A 16,575-nucleotide genomic window follows, 5' to 3' on the forward strand; every position below is an offset into this window, starting at 1 on the left:
AGCATTAATTGGCGTTGTATGATAGGGATTGATTAGGAGGTAATTTTTATGTTAAAGCGTATTTATATTGATAATTTTCAGTGCTTGGTAAATTTTGAATTGAATTTTGATTCTATTAATTTATTTCTTGGTGGTAATGGTTCAGGTAAGTCAACTGTGTTTGATGTTTTATGGAGGTTGCAATTTTTTATCCTTGGTTTATCTAAAGTAGAGGGAGTTTTTCAAGGTTTCACACGCACTCGTTGGCAGACTTTACCAATTCAGAGGTTTGAGATAGAAATTGATGGTAATGGAGGTACTTACAAATATGAATTATCAATTGAACACAATCAAGAACAGAGCTATGTTAGGCATGAAAATTTAAGCTTTAATAATCAAATATTATTGAATTTTGAAATGGGAGAAGTACAAACATTTAATGATGATTATACAGCAGGACCAAAATATCCTTTTGATTGGTCACAATCTATATTACCTTTCTTCCTTCCAAGGCATGATAATACAAAGTTAACATGGTTCAAAAAAAGAATGGAGCGATTTATTATCGTCAGGATTATTCCCTCTATAATGTCTCCAATCAGTGAACAAGAACAAATATTATTAAATCCTGCTATGGATAATTATGTCTCTTGGTATCGTTACATTTCACAAGATCAGGGCAAAGTAGCAGAATTAATACAGGTACTTAAACAAATCTTAAATGGTTTTGTGAGTTTTAAATTTGAACAATCTGGAGATAAATATACATTTCTGAAATTAAGATTCGCCAATGATTCAGATCGAAAAAACATAATTGAATATGGATTTGGTGAATTATCAGATGGACAAAGAATTTTGATTGCTCTGTATACTCTTATCTATTGCACTAAATCAGAAGATTATACCCTTTGCATTGATGAACCAGAAAACTTTTTAGCACTTCCAGAAATTCAACCTTGGTTAAGACAACTATATGATTTTTGTGATGAGGAAAAACTACAATCTTTATTAATTTCCCATCATCCTGAATGTATTAATTACCTGTTAGCTTCACCAATTGGTTATTGGTTTGAACGTCAGAGTAATGCACCTGTGAGAGTCAGAAAAATTAGTAATGAAGAAGCTGATGATGCAGGATTAAAAATTTCTGAACTAATTGCACGAGGATGGTTAAAATGAGCCAAAAAAGAGTGCAAATTGTGATCTTATGTGAGGATAAACAACAGGAGGTTTTTGCAATTCATTTTTTGCAAAAGCGGGGTTTTATTATAGATAGGAATATCCGCACTGAAATTTGTCCTAAAGGTGCGGGTGAGCAGTTTGTTAGAGAAAAATATGCAAAAGAAGTGGTAGAATATCGCAGACAAAAAAATAAGCGTGCAGGAATGTTAATTGTTTTAATTGATGCAGATAAAAAAACTGTAGAAGAGAGACTCAAGCAGTTAAATGATGCACTCAAAGAAAATTCTCATCCACAGCGTCAAATTGATGAAGCTATAGCAGTTTTTGTTCCTAAAAGAAATATTGAAACTTGGATACATTATCTCCAGGATGAAAATGTTGATGAGGAAACAGAATATCCAAAATTTAAAAAGCAGTCAGATTGTAAACCATACATTGAGCAATTAGTCAATCAATGTTATCAAGGTAATTTAAACGAAAATGCCCCTCATTCTCTGAAAACTGCTTGTGGAGAATTACAAAGAATTTTACCATTATTAAATTAATTCATCAATCAGTAAATAAAGAAAACTCTGATTTCACATTCCACTTTTTCCCGTCATGCAGCAGTAAAGTGATATTTTCAGCCACAAATTCAAAATATACCTGACGTTCTTTAAATTTATCCCAAGCTGTATAAAAATCAGACTTTTTTAAATCTCTCCGCGCTACAGTTAAATGAGGATGAAAAGAATGATTATTTCTACCTTTACTAACTATTCCTAATTTACCTTCTACATCATTAACTAAGTTTGATTGTAATGTTAAAAGTGCTTGATTTTTAATCACATTCATGTATATAACACGAGGTGGAAAAGCTGCAAAACCATCCAATTCGATAGGTAAATAATTTTGATTTTTGGCGAAATTTTCCAAAAAAGTTTCTAAAATTGAGATTTCCCGATCTGCCATTATAAAAGGTGGTTGGAGGGTAATATGTGGAGGAGAATTTTGAGCGCCACGACTATCATAATTATCAACAAAATATTGTTTAATGTCGTTAGCGTAGTCCTGAATATGTTGGGGTGGAAGAATAGCAATAAAAAAACGATTCATAAATTGAGTTATCAGTTATCAAATTACTGTCACCTGTCACCTATTTCTTTTATGATATTTTAGGAAAAATCTAAACTACCTAATTAGTATGCCTTGGTTTGTTAAAATTGAAACGGGTATGGTGGATAAACGCATCTTTGATCAGTACGTACCAGCCCATACAGCCTACGTAAAAGAGTTAATAGACAAAGGACACAAAGCCAAAACAGGTTATTGGGCAGAAAAAGGGGGAGGGATGATGTTATTTGAGGCCGCATCAATGGATGAAGCAAAGGCGATAGTAGCCGCAGATCCCTTAGTAGCCAACGGTTGTGTCAATTATCAGCTACACGAATGGAAAATTGTTGTCGAATAATGCACAATTTTAGAAATTTGATGTTATGATTACTTTTAGACCTGGATCTATGCGATCTCAACGCCCAAATCTTGTCAGGACCGGAAGGTAGCAGCAACACGGGATGCTTGCGGTAGGCGTAGTCTCCGGGTCGCCCTATTTTTAGGAGTGCTTTGCAGCAATGCCTGGTTTTGGAGATATTGTTCAAAAAGCTTTTTACCTTGGTGTAGGCTTGGCTTCTTACGCTGGTGAAAAAGCTGGGGGGAAATTAGCCGAACTGCGATCGCAAGTACAAAAGCTGGCTGATGAAATGGTAGCTAAGGGTGAAATGAACACTGAAGAAGCTCGTCGTTTCGTAGAAGATATGATGAGACAAGCCCAAAAGAACCAAACATCTGGTGAAACTTCAGAAAAAACAGCACCTTCTGAACCTCGTCGCATCGAAATATTAGAGGTAGAAGAAGACACCGCTGTCAAAGAACCACCACAGGAGAAAGTAACTGATCTCCGTCAGCAAGTACAAGAACTACAAGAACAATTAAAAAAACTAAAACGCGATCAGTAGCTAATTCTTCATTCTGAACATTAGCTAATTTGGTGTTTTTGGGAATGACGCTCTGTGTAAAACTGGTTTAATGTGTATGGCTAATGCTCTGTTTTAGCACTAATAACCAGGGAAGATAAGCGTCCTGTTGATAGCCAGTGAGACAGTTAAGCTTATGGAACCGTGGGAAAAAGACTTAGTTGAAATTATCGAAACCGTGGCCGATGAAGTAGAGCGTTTCTTCCAAGGAATTAATGATATGGTAGATTCATTTTTTGAACTGACGGAAGAAATTACCTTTGAGGTACAGAATAACATTGCTGCGGACATTGACCAGTATTTACAAGAACTAGCTGAACCATTGCTGGAAATTTACTGGGATATGGAAGATATAGTATCAGATGTAGATCCTGGTTTTCCGTATCAGGTAGAAGCAACAACGGAACAAAATCCTGCTTGTATGGGTTGTAGCCATTATCATGGACAGGTTTATGGTGGTAATTTATTAGTTTGTGCAATGCACCCCCAAGGTTGGGATGATGAAAGTTGTCCAGACTGGGAAAATAGCGGTATTGAGTTTTGAGATTGCAGTTAATTAAGTTAAAAGTTAAAATTTAGGAATCTCTGCATTTTATCAAACATCATCCTATGAGTAATTCTTTACCTGAGACTGTACCGACTCAAAACCCAGAAATGAAATATGGAGAGCGAGAAATTGAGGAAGGAACACTGATTACATTTCCCAATCCCCGCATAGGTAGAAAGTATAATATTGACATTACCTTACCCGAATTTACCTGTAAATGTCCGTTTTCTGGTTATCCTGATTTTGCAACTATCTATATTTCCTATGTACCTGATCAAAAGGTAGTGGAATTGAAAGCTTTAAAACTATACATTAATAGTTACCGCGATCGCTATATTTCCCACGAAGAAACAGCAAATCAGATTTTAGATGACGTAGTTGCAGCTTGTGAACCCTTGGAAATGACAGTCAGAACTGATTTTACTCCCCGTGGAAACGTACATACCGTGGTGGAAGTAAAACATAGAAAAGAAGAACAAACTATTTTTTAAAAACCCCAGTAGTGAGGACTAAAGTCCTCATTCAAAAATCATAAGTTCCCATGTTAATGTTTTCAAGAATTTCCCTTAATTAACTTATTCATAAATTGAGAAAAATTATCAGCAACAGACCTAATAAAACGGTAACTTTTACGAACTTTATTTAAAAAAGAATAAGGTACTCGTAAACCTAAACGATAAAAAATCGGCAAATATATCAAATAATAAGCTCTTTTGAGATCATCCCATTTTGAGCATTTTTCCTGTTGCAGAAAATCAGAAATATCAACCACTAAACCTTTACCCTCAAACATCATCACATTTTTACCATGAACATCATGAGGGTAAAGTCCGCGAGTGCGTGCATAGTCCAAAGCGTGATCAATATCTTTAATGATCTTGGGAGGGATACGCAAACCCCGGTGTAAACAGTCATAAAGAGTAACACCGAACAATCTTCTTAAAACTAACAAACCATCGTGAGCATAAAAACACTCAGAAAAAGCAGGATGAGAACCCAATCGCTGGTAAACTGCCAATTCCTCCTCAAACCCAGGACGGCCAGGTGCGTACATCTTCACCACCACATCCGGGTATTCAGGATGATAAACCACCGCTGCATAGTTTCCTGTACCGAGCAATTCCCAAGGAGAGGGGATAGAACGTACTTCTATTGGGTGATGAGGATGGACGCTTTCAATAACGAAATATGGAACCAGTTCTTCGTGGATAATAGTAATTAGTGACTGAATGTGTGATTTATCCATAGGATATACGCACCTTATTAGCGGCATTATATCAATAAAATACACCACTCAATTACTATTATTCACCACCTAGAAAAAATTATTTTTGTCCTTGCTGAGTCAGTTGATCTAAAATTCCCAAAACCTCTCTTTCAAATGTAACTTGAGCGCGGTTAGTTTTACCACCAAAATAAAGTTTTTCCCCTACTTGTAAAACCCAAATCTGGGAATGGGAAAAATAACTCATCACCACCCCTAACATCAATAGAGCAAACCCAGTGTAAACAATAGGAATACCAGGGTCATATTTAATTTGTAAGCCAGTGCTACCTACTATATCAACAACTTTTAAATTTATCCCATTTACAGGAATAGACATTCCCGAACGCACAGTATTAATTAATTTACCTTTAGCATCATATATTAATACCATGCCTTGTAAATCTTTAGCTAACAGAGAAACACCTGCACTTAAATCAGGTTTAGTTGGAACCCAAGTTCCCCAAATTCTTCCTTGACCTTTAGTATCTAAAAGAGCCATGGGTAATTGGAAAATGGGACTATTATTTAATTTGACTTTAACCCCAGAAATACCCCAATCAGTTTGATAAAAAACCACACCATGATAACGCAGAGGTTTATTCACATAAATCTGTTCATGATCTATTTCTTTACCATCATTATCCACCACAGATAAATCAGAATAAAACTGATCAATTCCCCCTTTGGGAGTATAATCAATCCAAAACCTATTGACCTTGACAGCCCAATTTTTTAAAACATCTTGAGAAGTCCAAGCACCAGATTCAATAATATTTTGAACCTGGAAAGTATCACCAGAAGCAATCATTTCTTGAGCCATAAAACCCGTCATTGCTCCCCATATTCCCCCTAGTAAAATCATGACAATGCCGATGTGAACAATAATCGGTCCAATCCGTCCTACTATTCCTTTACGGGCATAGAGAATATCATTATTTTCAAGTTCTTGAAATATTTTATAGCGATTTTTTGTTAAAATTGGAGTAATAGAATTGAGAGAAATATGATCTAATTCTGCACTCAAAGCTAACTTTTTAAACTTACTTGGCTTGTCATAATATTGCCATTTCTGAGCAGCTTTTAAAGCCGGTAATTGCCTGGTAAAAGTACAAGCTGTTAAGCTCGTACCAAACAAAACCAACAAAGCTAAAAACCACCAAGTTCTATAAACATGATCTAAACCTACAACTTGAATAACTTTCCAAGTTAGGAAACCAAATAAAGCCGGATGTTCAGGATAATTAGCTTGGTAAAAAGCAGGGGATTGACCTTGTTCAATTACCGTACCACTGACACTAAATAAAGCAATAATTAATAACAGAATAATTGCTAACCTTAAATTAGTGAGAATTGGTAAAACTTCTCGTTTCAGGAAGCGAACAGGAAGTGAAAAAAAATTAACCTTTGGGGATGTTGAGTTATCTACAGTCATTGTTTATGGAAGGGAACAGGGAATAAGATTGAAATTTCCTTTTATGAACCAGAAATAGGAAGACGAGAAAGTAAAGAAAACACACCAAAACCAACTAATAAAGCACCGCTAACAGGATTTATCCAACCAGACCACCGCCGTAATTCTAATATTTTTTTAATGGAAGCTGTAAACGTACCTGCTAAAATTAGTGGTGTGACATAACCAGCGGTATAAGCAAGTAGTAAAACCGCACCTAAAAGCAAATCTTGAGTATTAGCAACCCAACCTAATAAACTAGCTAAAACTGGGGTGCTACAGGGAGAAGCAACCAAACCAAAAGTTAAACCGATAGAATAGGAACGAACACCGCCAGGTAAATCATTAGAAATCCATTTTGTTTCACCTAAAGAGGGAAATTGTAGAGGGAGTGCTTCTAATAAATTCAACCCCATAATAATGGCAAGAATACTCACAATAATTGGTAGACCAATTCCTACTTGACCATATACTTTTCCTACCAAACCTGCTATTATTCCTAAACCTGCCAATGTAGTAGCTAATCCTAAAGCAAACCAGGTTGATTGTGCAGCAGCTTGTAAACGACTTTTCGCTTCATAACCGCCGATATAACCAATAGTAATTGGCAGCATAGATAGCATACATGGTGTCATACTGGTGAGTAAACCAGCGGCGAAGATAATAGCAATACTGACGATGCTGAGGTGTGTGAGTTGGTTAGCAACTAGGGTGTTTGCCAATTGTTCAAGTTGATAAATTTGGGTTTGTAGATTCTCCAGCATGGGGATGTTTAAATTTTTAAATCCGACTCTGCTTTTATTTTATCTGAATTTAGTTTTCTGTTCCTCTCCGGTTGGAAATGTTGCAAACAACCAGATTTATTTTCAATGATAATTTTTACTAATATGATTTTTGGGAAAAAAGTTCATTCTATCCATTTTTCGCAATAGTTAGGCAGTTATTGAGAATACTATTGAGAATGGTGTCAATAATTTACGAATTTCTGGGGTTTGGGGATTGATTATTTTGTTGTTCTGTGTTTATAATATTTTTATGTATAATCCAAGGGGGTTTTATAGGTTTTAGGTTTTGCTTGACATCAAACCTGCAACTTGGATAATCTCAAGGTAATTAATAATTTCTATAACCAATCTTCTAATTTTAAAGCTGTGATTCTTGATAAGTCGGAGTCATGGGAGACTAAGGTTAAATATATTTTTCACCTCTTTTGTTTTTAGAATAGATAGTCTCTTATTATAGCATAAGATTTTTTATTTAAACGTCTTCATCAGTAATAGTCATCATCATTTCTTTAGTCAAATCTAATTATACTGCCAACAAACATAATAATGTAAACTATCATCTAAAAAAAATCCTGCACCTCTACCCCTAAAAAATCAGCAAACTTTAACAAATTAAAGCTTTTCATTTCTGAGTACATCATTAATATAGAAATAGATATAATCTTAACTAGCTGATAAAATAATTCGTAATTCGTAATCTGTAAATCCCAAGTACATAAATTTTTAATTTTAAATATTTTACCAAACTCTTCCTTTCTTCCTTTGCACCTTAGCGTCTTTGCGTGAAACATTACCAAAATAAAAAAGTAGAAAAAATCACAAAATTACTTCCTGCGTTTAGCAACTTTCAAGTCTTATATTATTGGTTTCTCTGCATAAATTTGAAATAACCACAACAGACACAGGAAGAAACATCATGGCTAAATCATTTGCTGCAATTGATGGTAACGAAGCGGTAGCAAGAGTAGCATACAAAGTCAACGAAGTAATTGCAATTTATCCCATCACACCATCATCAAATATGGGAGAATGGGCTGATGCTTGGATGGCGGAAAATAAACCCAACATCTGGGGTACAATTCCTCATGTTACCCAAATGCAAAGTGAAGGTGGTGCTGCTGCTGCGGTACATGGTGCATTACAAACAGGTGCTTTAAGTACAACTTTCACCGCTTCCCAAGGTTTGTTATTAATGATTCCCAATTTATTCAAAATTGCGGGAGAATTAACCAGTACAGTAGTTCATGTTTCCGCACGTTCTTTAGCTACTCACGCTTTATCTATTTTTGGTGATCATAGTGATGTAATGGCTGCTAGAAGTACAGGTTTTGCATTTTTATGTTCTGCTTCTGTACAGGAAAGTCATGATTTTGCCCTCATTTCTCATGCTGCAACTTTAGAAGCAAGAGTGCCATTTATGCACTTTTTTGATGGGTTTAGAACTTCCCATGAAGTGCAGAAAATTGAAGTTATACCTGATGAAATTATCCAGGAATTAGTACCTTTAGAATTAGTATCCGCTCACCGTCAGCGCTGTCTAACTCCTGATAAACCAGTATTAAGAGGAACAGCACAAAACCCCGATGTTTACTTTCAATCCCGCGAAAGTGCAAACCCTTATTACAATGCTTGTCCAGAAATTGTGCAACGGATTATGGATAAGTTTGGGGAGAAAACAGGACGATATTACAAATTATATGAATATCATGGAGATCCCAAAGCAGAACGGGTAATTATTCTTATGGGTTCTGGTTGTGAAACAGTTCATGAAACCGTAGATTATTTAACTCAACAAGGGGAAAAAGTTGGGGTTTTAAAGGTTAGGCTTTTTCAACCTTTTGATGTAGGAAGATTTATCGAATCTCTACCTAATAGTGTTAAGGCAATTGCGGTTTTGGATAGAACTAAAGAACCAGGAAGTGCCGGAGAACCTTTATATTTAGATGTAGTCACAGCTATCCATGAAGGATGGAAAAAAATTACTTTCCCGACAATTGTCGGGGGAAGATATGGGTTATCTTCTAAAGAATTTACCCCAGCAATGGTAAAAGGTGTTTTTGAAAATCTTGCTAAACCTAAACCCAAAAATCATTTTACGATTGGGATTAATGATGATGTAACTTTCACTTCTTTGAATTTTGATCCTAGTTTTTCGACAGAACCAGATAGTGTTGTCAGAGCAATGTTTTATGGTTTGGGTTCTGATGGTACAGTCGGTGCAAATAAGAACTCAATTAAAATTATTGGAGAAGGGACAGAAAATAACGCTCAAGGTTATTTTGTGTATGATTCTAAAAAATCTGGTTCAATGACGGTCTCTCATTTGCGTTTTGGGGCTGAGAAAATTCGTTCAACTTATTTGATCACCCAGGCTAATTTTATCGGTTGTCATCATTGGGGTTTCATTGAAAACATTGATATCTTAAAAAATGCTGTATCAGGAGGAACTTTTTTATTAAATAGTCCCTATTCCGTAGATGAAGTTTGGAAAAATTTACCGCTAAAAGTACAACAGCAAATTATTGATAAGAATCTGAAAGTTTATGCTATTAATGCTGGTCAGGTGGCTAAAAATAGCGGAATGGGAAGAAGAATTAACACTATTATGCAGGTGTGTTTCTTCAAATTAGCGGGAGTATTGCCAGAAACAGAGGCGATCGCTAAAATTAAACAAGCGATTGAAAAAACCTATGGTAAAAAAGGTGCAGATGTTGTCAACATGAATTTAAAAGCTGTGGACAACACCTTAGAAAATCTGTACCCCGTCAAAGTAGGAAAAGTAAAATCTATCCCAGAAAAAACTAAATCTCTACAACCCAACATCCCTGAATTTGTAGATAAAGTTTTGGGTAAAATTATGGTTTGGGAAGGTGACGACTTACCCGTAAGCGCTTTACCCGCAGATGGAACTTTCCCCACTGCAACCGCAAAATGGGAAAAACGCAACGTTGCCGAAGAAATACCAGTTTGGGAAGAAGATATCTGCGTTCAGTGCGGTAAATGTGTGATGGTTTGTCCCCATGCTGCTATTCGTGCAAAAGCTTATGAAGCGGATAAATTAGCAAATGCACCGGCAACTTTTAAGTCAACAGATGCAAAGGATAAAAGTTTTGCTGGTCAGAAATTTACGATTCAAGTTGCACCAGAAGACTGTACAGGTTGTACTATTTGCGTGAATATTTGTCCTGCAAAAGATAAAGCAGAACCAACCAAAAAAGCCATCAACATGAGTCCGCAGTTACCCATTAGAGAACAGGAACGGGAAAACTGGGATTTCTTTTTGAGTTTACCAAATCCTGACCGCAGGAAGTTGAAATTAAACCAAATTCGTCAACAACAACTGCAAGAACCATTGTTTGAATTTTCCGGTGCTTGTGCGGGATGTGGAGAAACCCCATATCTTAAATTATTAACACAATTATTTGGCGATCGCACACTCATCGCTAACGCCACCGGTTGTTCTTCCATTTACGGTGGAAACCTCCCCACCACACCTTGGACACAAAACGCAGAGGGAAGAGGCCCAACATGGTCTAATAGTTTATTTGAAGATAACGCGGAATTTGGTTTTGGATATCGTTTATCTATTGACAAACAAGCGGAATTTGCAGCGGAATTACTACAACAATTAAGTAGTGAAGTTGGGGATAATTTAGTAGATAATATCCTCACAAATACCCAAAAAGACGAAGCAGATATTTGGGAACAACGGGAAAATGTCGTACTTCTCCAACAAAAACTTGATGAGATATTGCACAATGTAGAGACGTTCCATGGAACGTCTCTACAAAAATCCAAAATCCAAAATCTTAAATCTTTAGCTGATTATTTAGTCAAGAAAAGTGTGTGGATAGTAGGTGGTGACGGTTGGGCTTATGACATTGATTTCCACGGTATTGATCACGTTTTAGCCAGTGGTAAAAATGTCAATATCCTGGTTATGGATACAGAAGTTTATTCTAACACAGGTGGTCAATCTTCTAAAGCCACACCTACCGCAGCAGTCGCTAAATTTGCCGCAAGTGGTAAACCCGCAGCGAAGAAAGATTTAGGTTTAATGGCCATGACTTACGGTAATGTTTATGTGGCTAGTATTGCTTTAGGTGCGAAGGATGAACACACATTAAAAGCCTTTTTAGAAGCGGAAGCTTATGATGGGCCATCCTTAATTATTGCCTACAGTCATTGTATTGCTCATGGTATTGATATGACCAAAGGTTTACAACAACAAAAAGCCTTAGTTGACTCCGGTAGATGGTTGTTATATCGTTATAATCCGGCATTACAAGAACAGGGTAAAAATCCTCTGCAATTGGATATGAAAGCACCTTCTGAGTCAGTGGAAAAATCCATGTATCAGGAGAATCGGTTTAAGATGTTGATTAAGAGTAAACCGGAAATTGCTAAACAATTATTGTTACAAGCTCAAGCTGAAGTTGATGCAAGATGGGATATGTATCAATATTTAGCTAAGAGGTAATTGGTAATGGGTAATGGGTTTTTACCTGTTACCTTTTATCATTAATAACAAATGTTTATTTACGCCAATTATCTATTACTAAAGGATAACCTAATGCTTGGATTTTTTGATAATGCTTAGTGTTACCTGTAACTAAAATTAAATTGTTTTGGATAGCGATAGAAGCTATTAATACATCTGCTAATCCTATTGGTTGTCCACTGCTTTCTAAATCAGCAGAAATCAATCCTGAAAGTTCTGAACTTTTTTGATCTAAAGGTAGAATTTCCATTTCAGATAAATCCGCTAAAAATTCTTGAATGCGATCATTACGATTTAGTTTTCTCCAACTTTTAATAATTTCAGAAACGGTAATTACAGAAATTGTGTAATTTTTCCATATAGCTTTATAAGCAAGAGCATTGGCATTTATTTGAGGATTTCTACCTTTACGAATTTCTGATGTGATATCTGTATCAATTAGAGATTTTCTCACTACTCAATTCTTGCTTTTTATGAACTTCTGTGTTGTAAAATATCTTCAATCATTTGATCTACTAACTCAGCATCATTTGACCATTCACCAATAAATGAATTATTGATAATTTCTGGTTTAGTTAGTTGTTCAATCATAGCTTTGATTAAATCTGAAACTTGGCAATGATGAGTTTGTGTCAATTTTTCTATTTTGTCGTAAGTTACTTGATCAAGTTCAATTTCTATTTTCTTCATAGTTTTGTGATGTTGATTTTATATAGGTAGATTATAGCATATTCTTTAAATCAACCTCTAATGATGAAAAAGAATCTTTTCATAAATTCTTTCAATTATTTGATGAATTTTCTCACAGAAACACAAATGATGCAAGTTTGGAAGTTTACTTAGCAAGTTGAATTATTGGCAAAAACTAATCAACAGCTATTAAAAAGTGGGCAAATGCCCACATTAGTTATTTGTAAATTAACAAAATCTAGATTGTAAATTCAGTATATTTTTCTCCTATTTCTTGTAATAAGAGATATAGCTTAACACTGTCACGCACCTGAGATAATCCCGGAATCTCTTTTGTTTCATCATTTATATCATGGTAGTTGATATAATTAGGGCTTGACCATGCACTTTTCCAAATTGCTCTATTTGTGGTTAATAATATCCCTTCTTTTGCATCATCCCAAATGCTAGTATCTATCAAAAACAGGTAATCAGTTGCCACCAATTACCCATTACCTATTACCAAAAAATCTATTTATTTAATCTCCCGTAGCCATTAACAACCGATTTAAAATCTCCTTACCACTAGGATTTATTACCTGAACACGAATAAAACTAGGATCACTTGGCCGCCAACTGACTCGATATTTCATCCCATTATTATTCCAAGTGTAAACTTGACGGTCATTACTTCCTGAAGCTACCGCACCAGAAAGACTAATATTGGAATTAGTATTGCGATTTTCTCCATAATAGTAATAGACATTATTACTAAATGATAAACTTACTCGCCAATCTTTATCCGCAAACATTCCTGTAGGAAAATTATATGTTGCTGCTAGTACAGGTTGAGTCATAGCAACATTAACAATTGCAGGCGTAGAAATTCCCAAAATTGCTGCTATTGTGATCGCTTTGTAGTTCATAAAAATACCTCGTTTGCAAATGAAAATGTCTACTTAATTCCAGTCAATAAAAATTAGTGAAATAAAAAGAGAGATAGAAAAACTCAAACTACCTCTCTTAAATAATTACTTCTTCGCAATTACCCAAACTGCATGAATAATCCCAGGAATATAACCAAACAAAGTCAAGACAATATTAATCCAAAAATCCCAACCAAACCCTACTTGCAAAAATACTCCTAGAGGTGGCAGAAAAATCGCGCATAAAATTCTGACAATATCCATTTTAGCCTCCTGTCAATTCTCCACATCTCTACAATTAACATCATTAGCAGTTAATTTAATTCCCGAAATGATACGGTAAACCGAACTGAAAGTAAGAGTTTAGCATTGCTAAACCCCTACATCAACCACCGCTGATTTTCGCTTTATAACCAAGCTTGATTAAAATCTCTAAAATCTTCTGTTTATGATCTCCCTGGATTTCAATTACGTTATCTTTTAAAGTTCCCCCTGTCCCACATTGGGTTTTTAACTGTTTTAGCAAAGCTGTTAAAGTTTCCGGTTTAGATTGAAAACCAGTAATGACCGTGACAGTCTTTCCCTTCTTTCCTGCACGGGTAGCTTGTACTCTCACATTCTGTTGGTTTGCAGGTAGTTCTTGTACTGGACGCTCAACCGCTGCTGAGTTATCATTACCAAATTCTTGGTAAACAACGCGTTTGTCAGATTTCGATTTAGAGGAGGACATATAATTTTATTCCGACTAACTCACGGAAAATCAACGTTTACAGAAGTAGCAAAAAATACAGGTTTTACTGAGGTCGAGGACTCAAATTGATTTTATTCCTTCATTTTAACCAATTACTTACTTCTACCGATAGATTCTCTCCAGTACATAACTTGTTAGTCTATTTAGCTAAAAGCACCATACTGATAAATATGATGTACTCACATTAATTTTTTTAAGGATTAGAGTAATATAAATTACCGAAAAGAATAATTTGATCTATAATTCCTATGTTCAAAATTACATCCTCAGCGTCCGATCCTAGCGGGAAATTATCCACCTCTAAGCACTATCGTCTCATGGTAGCGATCGCAGCTTTAGTCATGATCAGTTTATTGACATCCTCAGGTGGATCACCCATTGAACATACGATTTCCAATTCTTGGGAAGGGTTTATTTGGGGTATTGCAGAACCAGTTATTAGTTTAGACAGATTAGCAGCTATTATTGCTGTAGGTTTGCTCTCTGCTAGATATTTACGTGGTGTTTGGATCAGTGTAGCATTTGTATTAGCTACATTTATTGGGCAAATAATACATTTATCTTCACTAAATCTATCAGGTGCAGAAGTAACTATTGCTATCTGTACTATTATCTTTGGTGTCATTCTTGTATTACCTACCCAAATAGGTTGGTTAGCTTGTACTATCCTGGCTATTTTAGCTGGTTTATCCCAAGGTTATGCTGATAGTCAAGCCATCCTCAGTGCAGATATGGTGACCACAATTACATATCTCATCGGTGTCACCCTCACTCAAGCTGTAATTATCATGTCTGTAAGACAAATCAGTACAATAATCTGCAAAAACACCATTAACCAAATATTACCTAGAACTATTCGCTGGGTTGGGTTAACTTTTTGTGCAATAGGTATCGTATTTCTTGGTAATGCAGTAATCTAGGAGCAAGAGAATATTTTTAGGGTAGTTGAACAATCAGAAATATCTTTAAGTTAAACATTGACTGCAAAAAATACAACCGTGAGCAGCAAATATTTACTTAGAAAAATTTTACTCAACACCCTAAAAATTATTAGCATCAAGGTAAGTATTCAGGTATCAGCAGTTAGACGTTAACTTCAAGATTATTATTTGATAGCATACTAATGTATCAAATATTTTAACTCTCACATCCTGAACCCTGAATCCTCACCCATACAGTTAAGATTACTATCATGTAATCATAAACACTAGACTAGAAGAATTCTTAACTATTTTGGATTTACAAATCAAATAAAATTGCTACAAATAGCATTTTTTTGATTATTAAATCTTACTTAGCACAGTTTAGTGCTGATTAGGAAATTATTGGATGAATACTAGCAATATTACTATGATGATTTCTCAAAATTGGGGCGCTCAAGAAATGATTGCAGCAGGAATAGAAACTAGAATCAACCGATTAGAATCTATTGTTGAGCAAATCGGTGAAGCTGTACTCTCGACTACTGATACTATTGAACGTCTAGCTCAAAGAGTAGATGCTCTCAGCGAACAAGTAGAATCTCAGGGACAACAAGTACAGCAACAAGGGTATCAAATTTTCGCTTTGTGTGATGCTGTGCAAAGTTTAGCAGATACTCAAAAAGACTCATTAAAAGAAATTAATCAGTTGACCAAAACTGTAGATAAAATCGTGTTGTTGCTGCAAAGTGTAGATGAACAAACATAAACAATTCACAATTTAAAACTTAAAATTAGCATTTTTAAACCTTTAACTGCGTAATTGCAATATTGCCAGCAAAACATATATCTACATCACTACCAGGAGTGCGTCCTCGTTTACCATATTCACCGACATAATAAAAATTATCACCTTCTATCCGATAATTTACAGGTAACGGTTTGGTACAAGGTTGACAAAAAACCACTTCAGGTTCAGCCTCTCCTGGTTGTAGATGGGGTAAATTCACATTCCAAAAGCTACCAGTTTCTAAAGGACGTTTCAGTAATTCTACTAATATTGCCGATGTCCATTTAGCCGCTAAATCCCAATCATAATTGAGTTTACCTTTGCGATATTGAGAAATAGCAATTCCTGGAATACCCTGCATCGCTGCTTCTCTTACAGCTGCAACAGTCCCAGAAATATACGCATCAACTCCCAAATTACCACCAGCATTAATACCCGATAACACAAACCTGGTATCTTGACAAATGTGTGTAGTCGCAATTCTCACACAATCAGCGGGAGTCCCAAAAATAGCATACTCAAAATCAGAACGACGTTGTAATTTAATAGATTCAGTTGTAGTAACTTGATGTCCACAACCAGACTGATGTTCTGCTGGTGCAGCGATAATTACATCTTTGTCATTCACAGCTTTCAGTAAAGCCTGAATACCAGGTGCGTCTATACCATCATCATTAGTTAAAATTATCGTCATTGTTATTCAGTAAATTTTCCCTGAAATTACTAACAATTATCCCCAGATCAGATGCTTTTGATCTAGCTTATGTAGTATTTTGATTGCAAGAGTATTTTAGGA

At 35.5% G+C, this 16,575-nt stretch carries 20 protein-coding genes and 1 other RNA gene; 10 read left to right on the top strand and 11 right to left on the bottom strand.

Annotated elements, in window-relative coordinates; all coding sequences use genetic code 11:
• The first annotated feature begins 48 nt into the window (after positions 1–48).
• Both WJM97_RS18535 and WJM97_RS18540 read left to right on the top strand, forming a co-directional pair.
• Positions 49–1,158, top strand: coding sequence for an ATP-binding protein (locus WJM97_RS18535; protein ID WP_353930254.1), 1,110 nt, complete (start codon positions 49–51; stop codon positions 1,156–1,158).
• Positions 1,155–1,706, top strand: a complete 552-nt coding sequence (locus WJM97_RS18540) for a hypothetical protein (RefSeq protein WP_353930255.1) — start codon at positions 1,155–1,157, stop codon at positions 1,704–1,706. Before WJM97_RS18535 ends, WJM97_RS18540 begins: the two co-directional genes overlap by 4 nt.
• Positions 1,707–1,710: 4 nt before the next feature.
• On the opposite strand, the gene WJM97_RS18545 is transcribed toward WJM97_RS18540, so the two are convergent.
• Positions 1,711–2,256, bottom strand: a complete 546-nt coding sequence (locus tag WJM97_RS18545) for a 2'-5' RNA ligase family protein (RefSeq protein ID WP_353930256.1) — start codon at positions 2,254–2,256, stop codon at positions 1,711–1,713.
• Between the two features lie 88 nt (positions 2,257–2,344).
• Here WJM97_RS18545 and WJM97_RS18550 point away from each other — a divergent pair, with 88 nt between their 5' ends.
• From WJM97_RS18550 to queF, 5 genes are all read left to right on the top strand, one after another.
• The gene (locus tag WJM97_RS18550) at positions 2,345–2,611 is read left to right on the top strand and encodes a YciI family protein (protein ID WP_353930257.1); all 267 of its coding nucleotides are present in this window, start codon (positions 2,345–2,347) and stop codon (positions 2,609–2,611) included.
• A 38-nt stretch (positions 2,612–2,649) separates the two neighbouring features.
• Positions 2,650–2,746, top strand: an RNA gene (gene ffs / locus WJM97_RS18555) — signal recognition particle sRNA small type.
• Between the two features lie 25 nt (positions 2,747–2,771).
• Positions 2,772–3,155: a hypothetical protein gene (locus WJM97_RS18560; RefSeq protein WP_353930258.1), complete on the top strand. Its 384-nt coding sequence runs from the start codon at positions 2,772–2,774 to the stop codon at positions 3,153–3,155.
• 154 nt (positions 3,156–3,309) lie between these two features.
• Positions 3,310–3,717, top strand: coding sequence for a hypothetical protein (locus tag WJM97_RS18565; RefSeq protein ID WP_353930259.1), 408 nt, complete (start codon positions 3,310–3,312; stop codon positions 3,715–3,717).
• Between the two features lie 65 nt (positions 3,718–3,782).
• Entirely contained in the window at positions 3,783–4,211 is a 429-nt protein-coding gene (gene queF, locus WJM97_RS18570; RefSeq protein ID WP_353930260.1) for a preQ(1) synthase, read from the top strand.
• Between the two features lie 62 nt (positions 4,212–4,273).
• Here queF and WJM97_RS18575 read toward each other — a convergent pair whose 3' ends face one another.
• The 3 genes from WJM97_RS18575 to WJM97_RS18585 form a co-directional block, all read right to left on the bottom strand.
• Positions 4,274–4,966 carry a serine/threonine protein kinase gene (locus WJM97_RS18575; RefSeq protein WP_353930261.1) on the bottom strand — a complete coding sequence of 231 codons (693 nt, stop codon included), beginning with the start codon at positions 4,964–4,966 and terminating at the stop codon, positions 4,274–4,276.
• A 79-nt stretch (positions 4,967–5,045) separates the two neighbouring features.
• Positions 5,046–6,419: a cytochrome c biogenesis protein gene (locus WJM97_RS18580; RefSeq protein WP_353930262.1), complete on the bottom strand. Its 1,374-nt coding sequence runs from the start codon at positions 6,417–6,419 to the stop codon at positions 5,046–5,048.
• 41 nt (positions 6,420–6,460) lie between these two features.
• Positions 6,461–7,201 (bottom strand): cytochrome c biogenesis protein CcdA, encoded by a 741-nt coding sequence (locus WJM97_RS18585; protein WP_353930263.1) that lies wholly within the window; start codon positions 7,199–7,201, stop codon positions 6,461–6,463.
• A 937-nt stretch (positions 7,202–8,138) separates the two neighbouring features.
• Here WJM97_RS18585 and nifJ point away from each other — a divergent pair.
• Positions 8,139–11,702, top strand: coding sequence for a pyruvate:ferredoxin (flavodoxin) oxidoreductase (gene nifJ / locus WJM97_RS18590; protein ID WP_353930264.1), 3,564 nt, complete (start codon positions 8,139–8,141; stop codon positions 11,700–11,702).
• A 55-nt stretch (positions 11,703–11,757) separates the two neighbouring features.
• On the opposite strand, the gene WJM97_RS18595 is transcribed toward nifJ, so the two are convergent.
• The 6 genes from WJM97_RS18595 to WJM97_RS18620 all read right to left on the bottom strand — a co-directional run bounded on the left by WJM97_RS18595 (position 11,758) and on the right by WJM97_RS18620 (position 14,048).
• Positions 11,758–12,177, bottom strand: coding sequence for a PIN domain-containing protein (locus WJM97_RS18595; protein ID WP_353930265.1), 420 nt, complete (start codon positions 12,175–12,177; stop codon positions 11,758–11,760).
• 17 nt (positions 12,178–12,194) lie between these two features.
• Positions 12,195–12,413: a hypothetical protein gene (locus WJM97_RS18600; protein ID WP_353930266.1), complete on the bottom strand. Its 219-nt coding sequence runs from the start codon at positions 12,411–12,413 to the stop codon at positions 12,195–12,197.
• Positions 12,414–12,651: 238 nt separating this feature from the next.
• A complete protein-coding gene (locus WJM97_RS18605; protein ID WP_353930267.1) occupies positions 12,652–12,894 on the bottom strand; it encodes a hypothetical protein in 243 nt (80 codons plus the stop codon).
• A gap of 37 nt (positions 12,895–12,931) precedes the next feature.
• On the bottom strand, positions 12,932–13,318 hold the full coding sequence (locus WJM97_RS18610; RefSeq protein ID WP_353930268.1) for a hypothetical protein: 387 nt from the start codon (positions 13,316–13,318) through the stop codon (positions 12,932–12,934).
• A 105-nt stretch (positions 13,319–13,423) separates the two neighbouring features.
• Positions 13,424–13,582, bottom strand: coding sequence for a YqaE/Pmp3 family membrane protein (locus WJM97_RS18615; RefSeq protein ID WP_353930269.1), 159 nt, complete (start codon positions 13,580–13,582; stop codon positions 13,424–13,426).
• A 121-nt stretch (positions 13,583–13,703) separates the two neighbouring features.
• Complete coding sequence (locus WJM97_RS18620) at positions 13,704–14,048, bottom strand: translation initiation factor (RefSeq protein ID WP_353930270.1); 345 nt, start codon at positions 14,046–14,048, stop codon at positions 13,704–13,706.
• Positions 14,049–14,317: 269 nt separating this feature from the next.
• On the opposite strand from WJM97_RS18620, the gene WJM97_RS18625 reads away from it, so the two are divergent.
• Both WJM97_RS18625 and WJM97_RS18630 read left to right on the top strand, forming a co-directional pair.
• The gene (locus WJM97_RS18625) at positions 14,318–14,989 is read left to right on the top strand and encodes a HupE/UreJ family protein (RefSeq protein ID WP_353930271.1); all 672 of its coding nucleotides are present in this window, start codon (positions 14,318–14,320) and stop codon (positions 14,987–14,989) included.
• Positions 14,990–15,398: 409 nt separating this feature from the next.
• Positions 15,399–15,758 carry a hypothetical protein gene (locus WJM97_RS18630; RefSeq protein WP_353930272.1) on the top strand — a complete coding sequence of 120 codons (360 nt, stop codon included), beginning with the start codon at positions 15,399–15,401 and terminating at the stop codon, positions 15,756–15,758.
• Between the two features lie 34 nt (positions 15,759–15,792).
• On the opposite strand, the gene surE is transcribed toward WJM97_RS18630, so the two are convergent.
• Positions 15,793–16,473 carry a 5'/3'-nucleotidase SurE gene (surE, locus tag WJM97_RS18635; protein ID WP_353930273.1) on the bottom strand — a complete coding sequence of 227 codons (681 nt, stop codon included), beginning with the start codon at positions 16,471–16,473 and terminating at the stop codon, positions 15,793–15,795.
• Positions 16,474–16,575: the final 102 nt, after the last annotated feature.

The sequence above is a fragment of the Okeanomitos corallinicola TIOX110 genome (assembly GCF_038050375.1).
In the GTDB taxonomy this organism is placed as follows: Bacteria; Cyanobacteriota; Cyanobacteriia; order Cyanobacteriales; family Nostocaceae; genus Okeanomitos; species Okeanomitos corallinicola.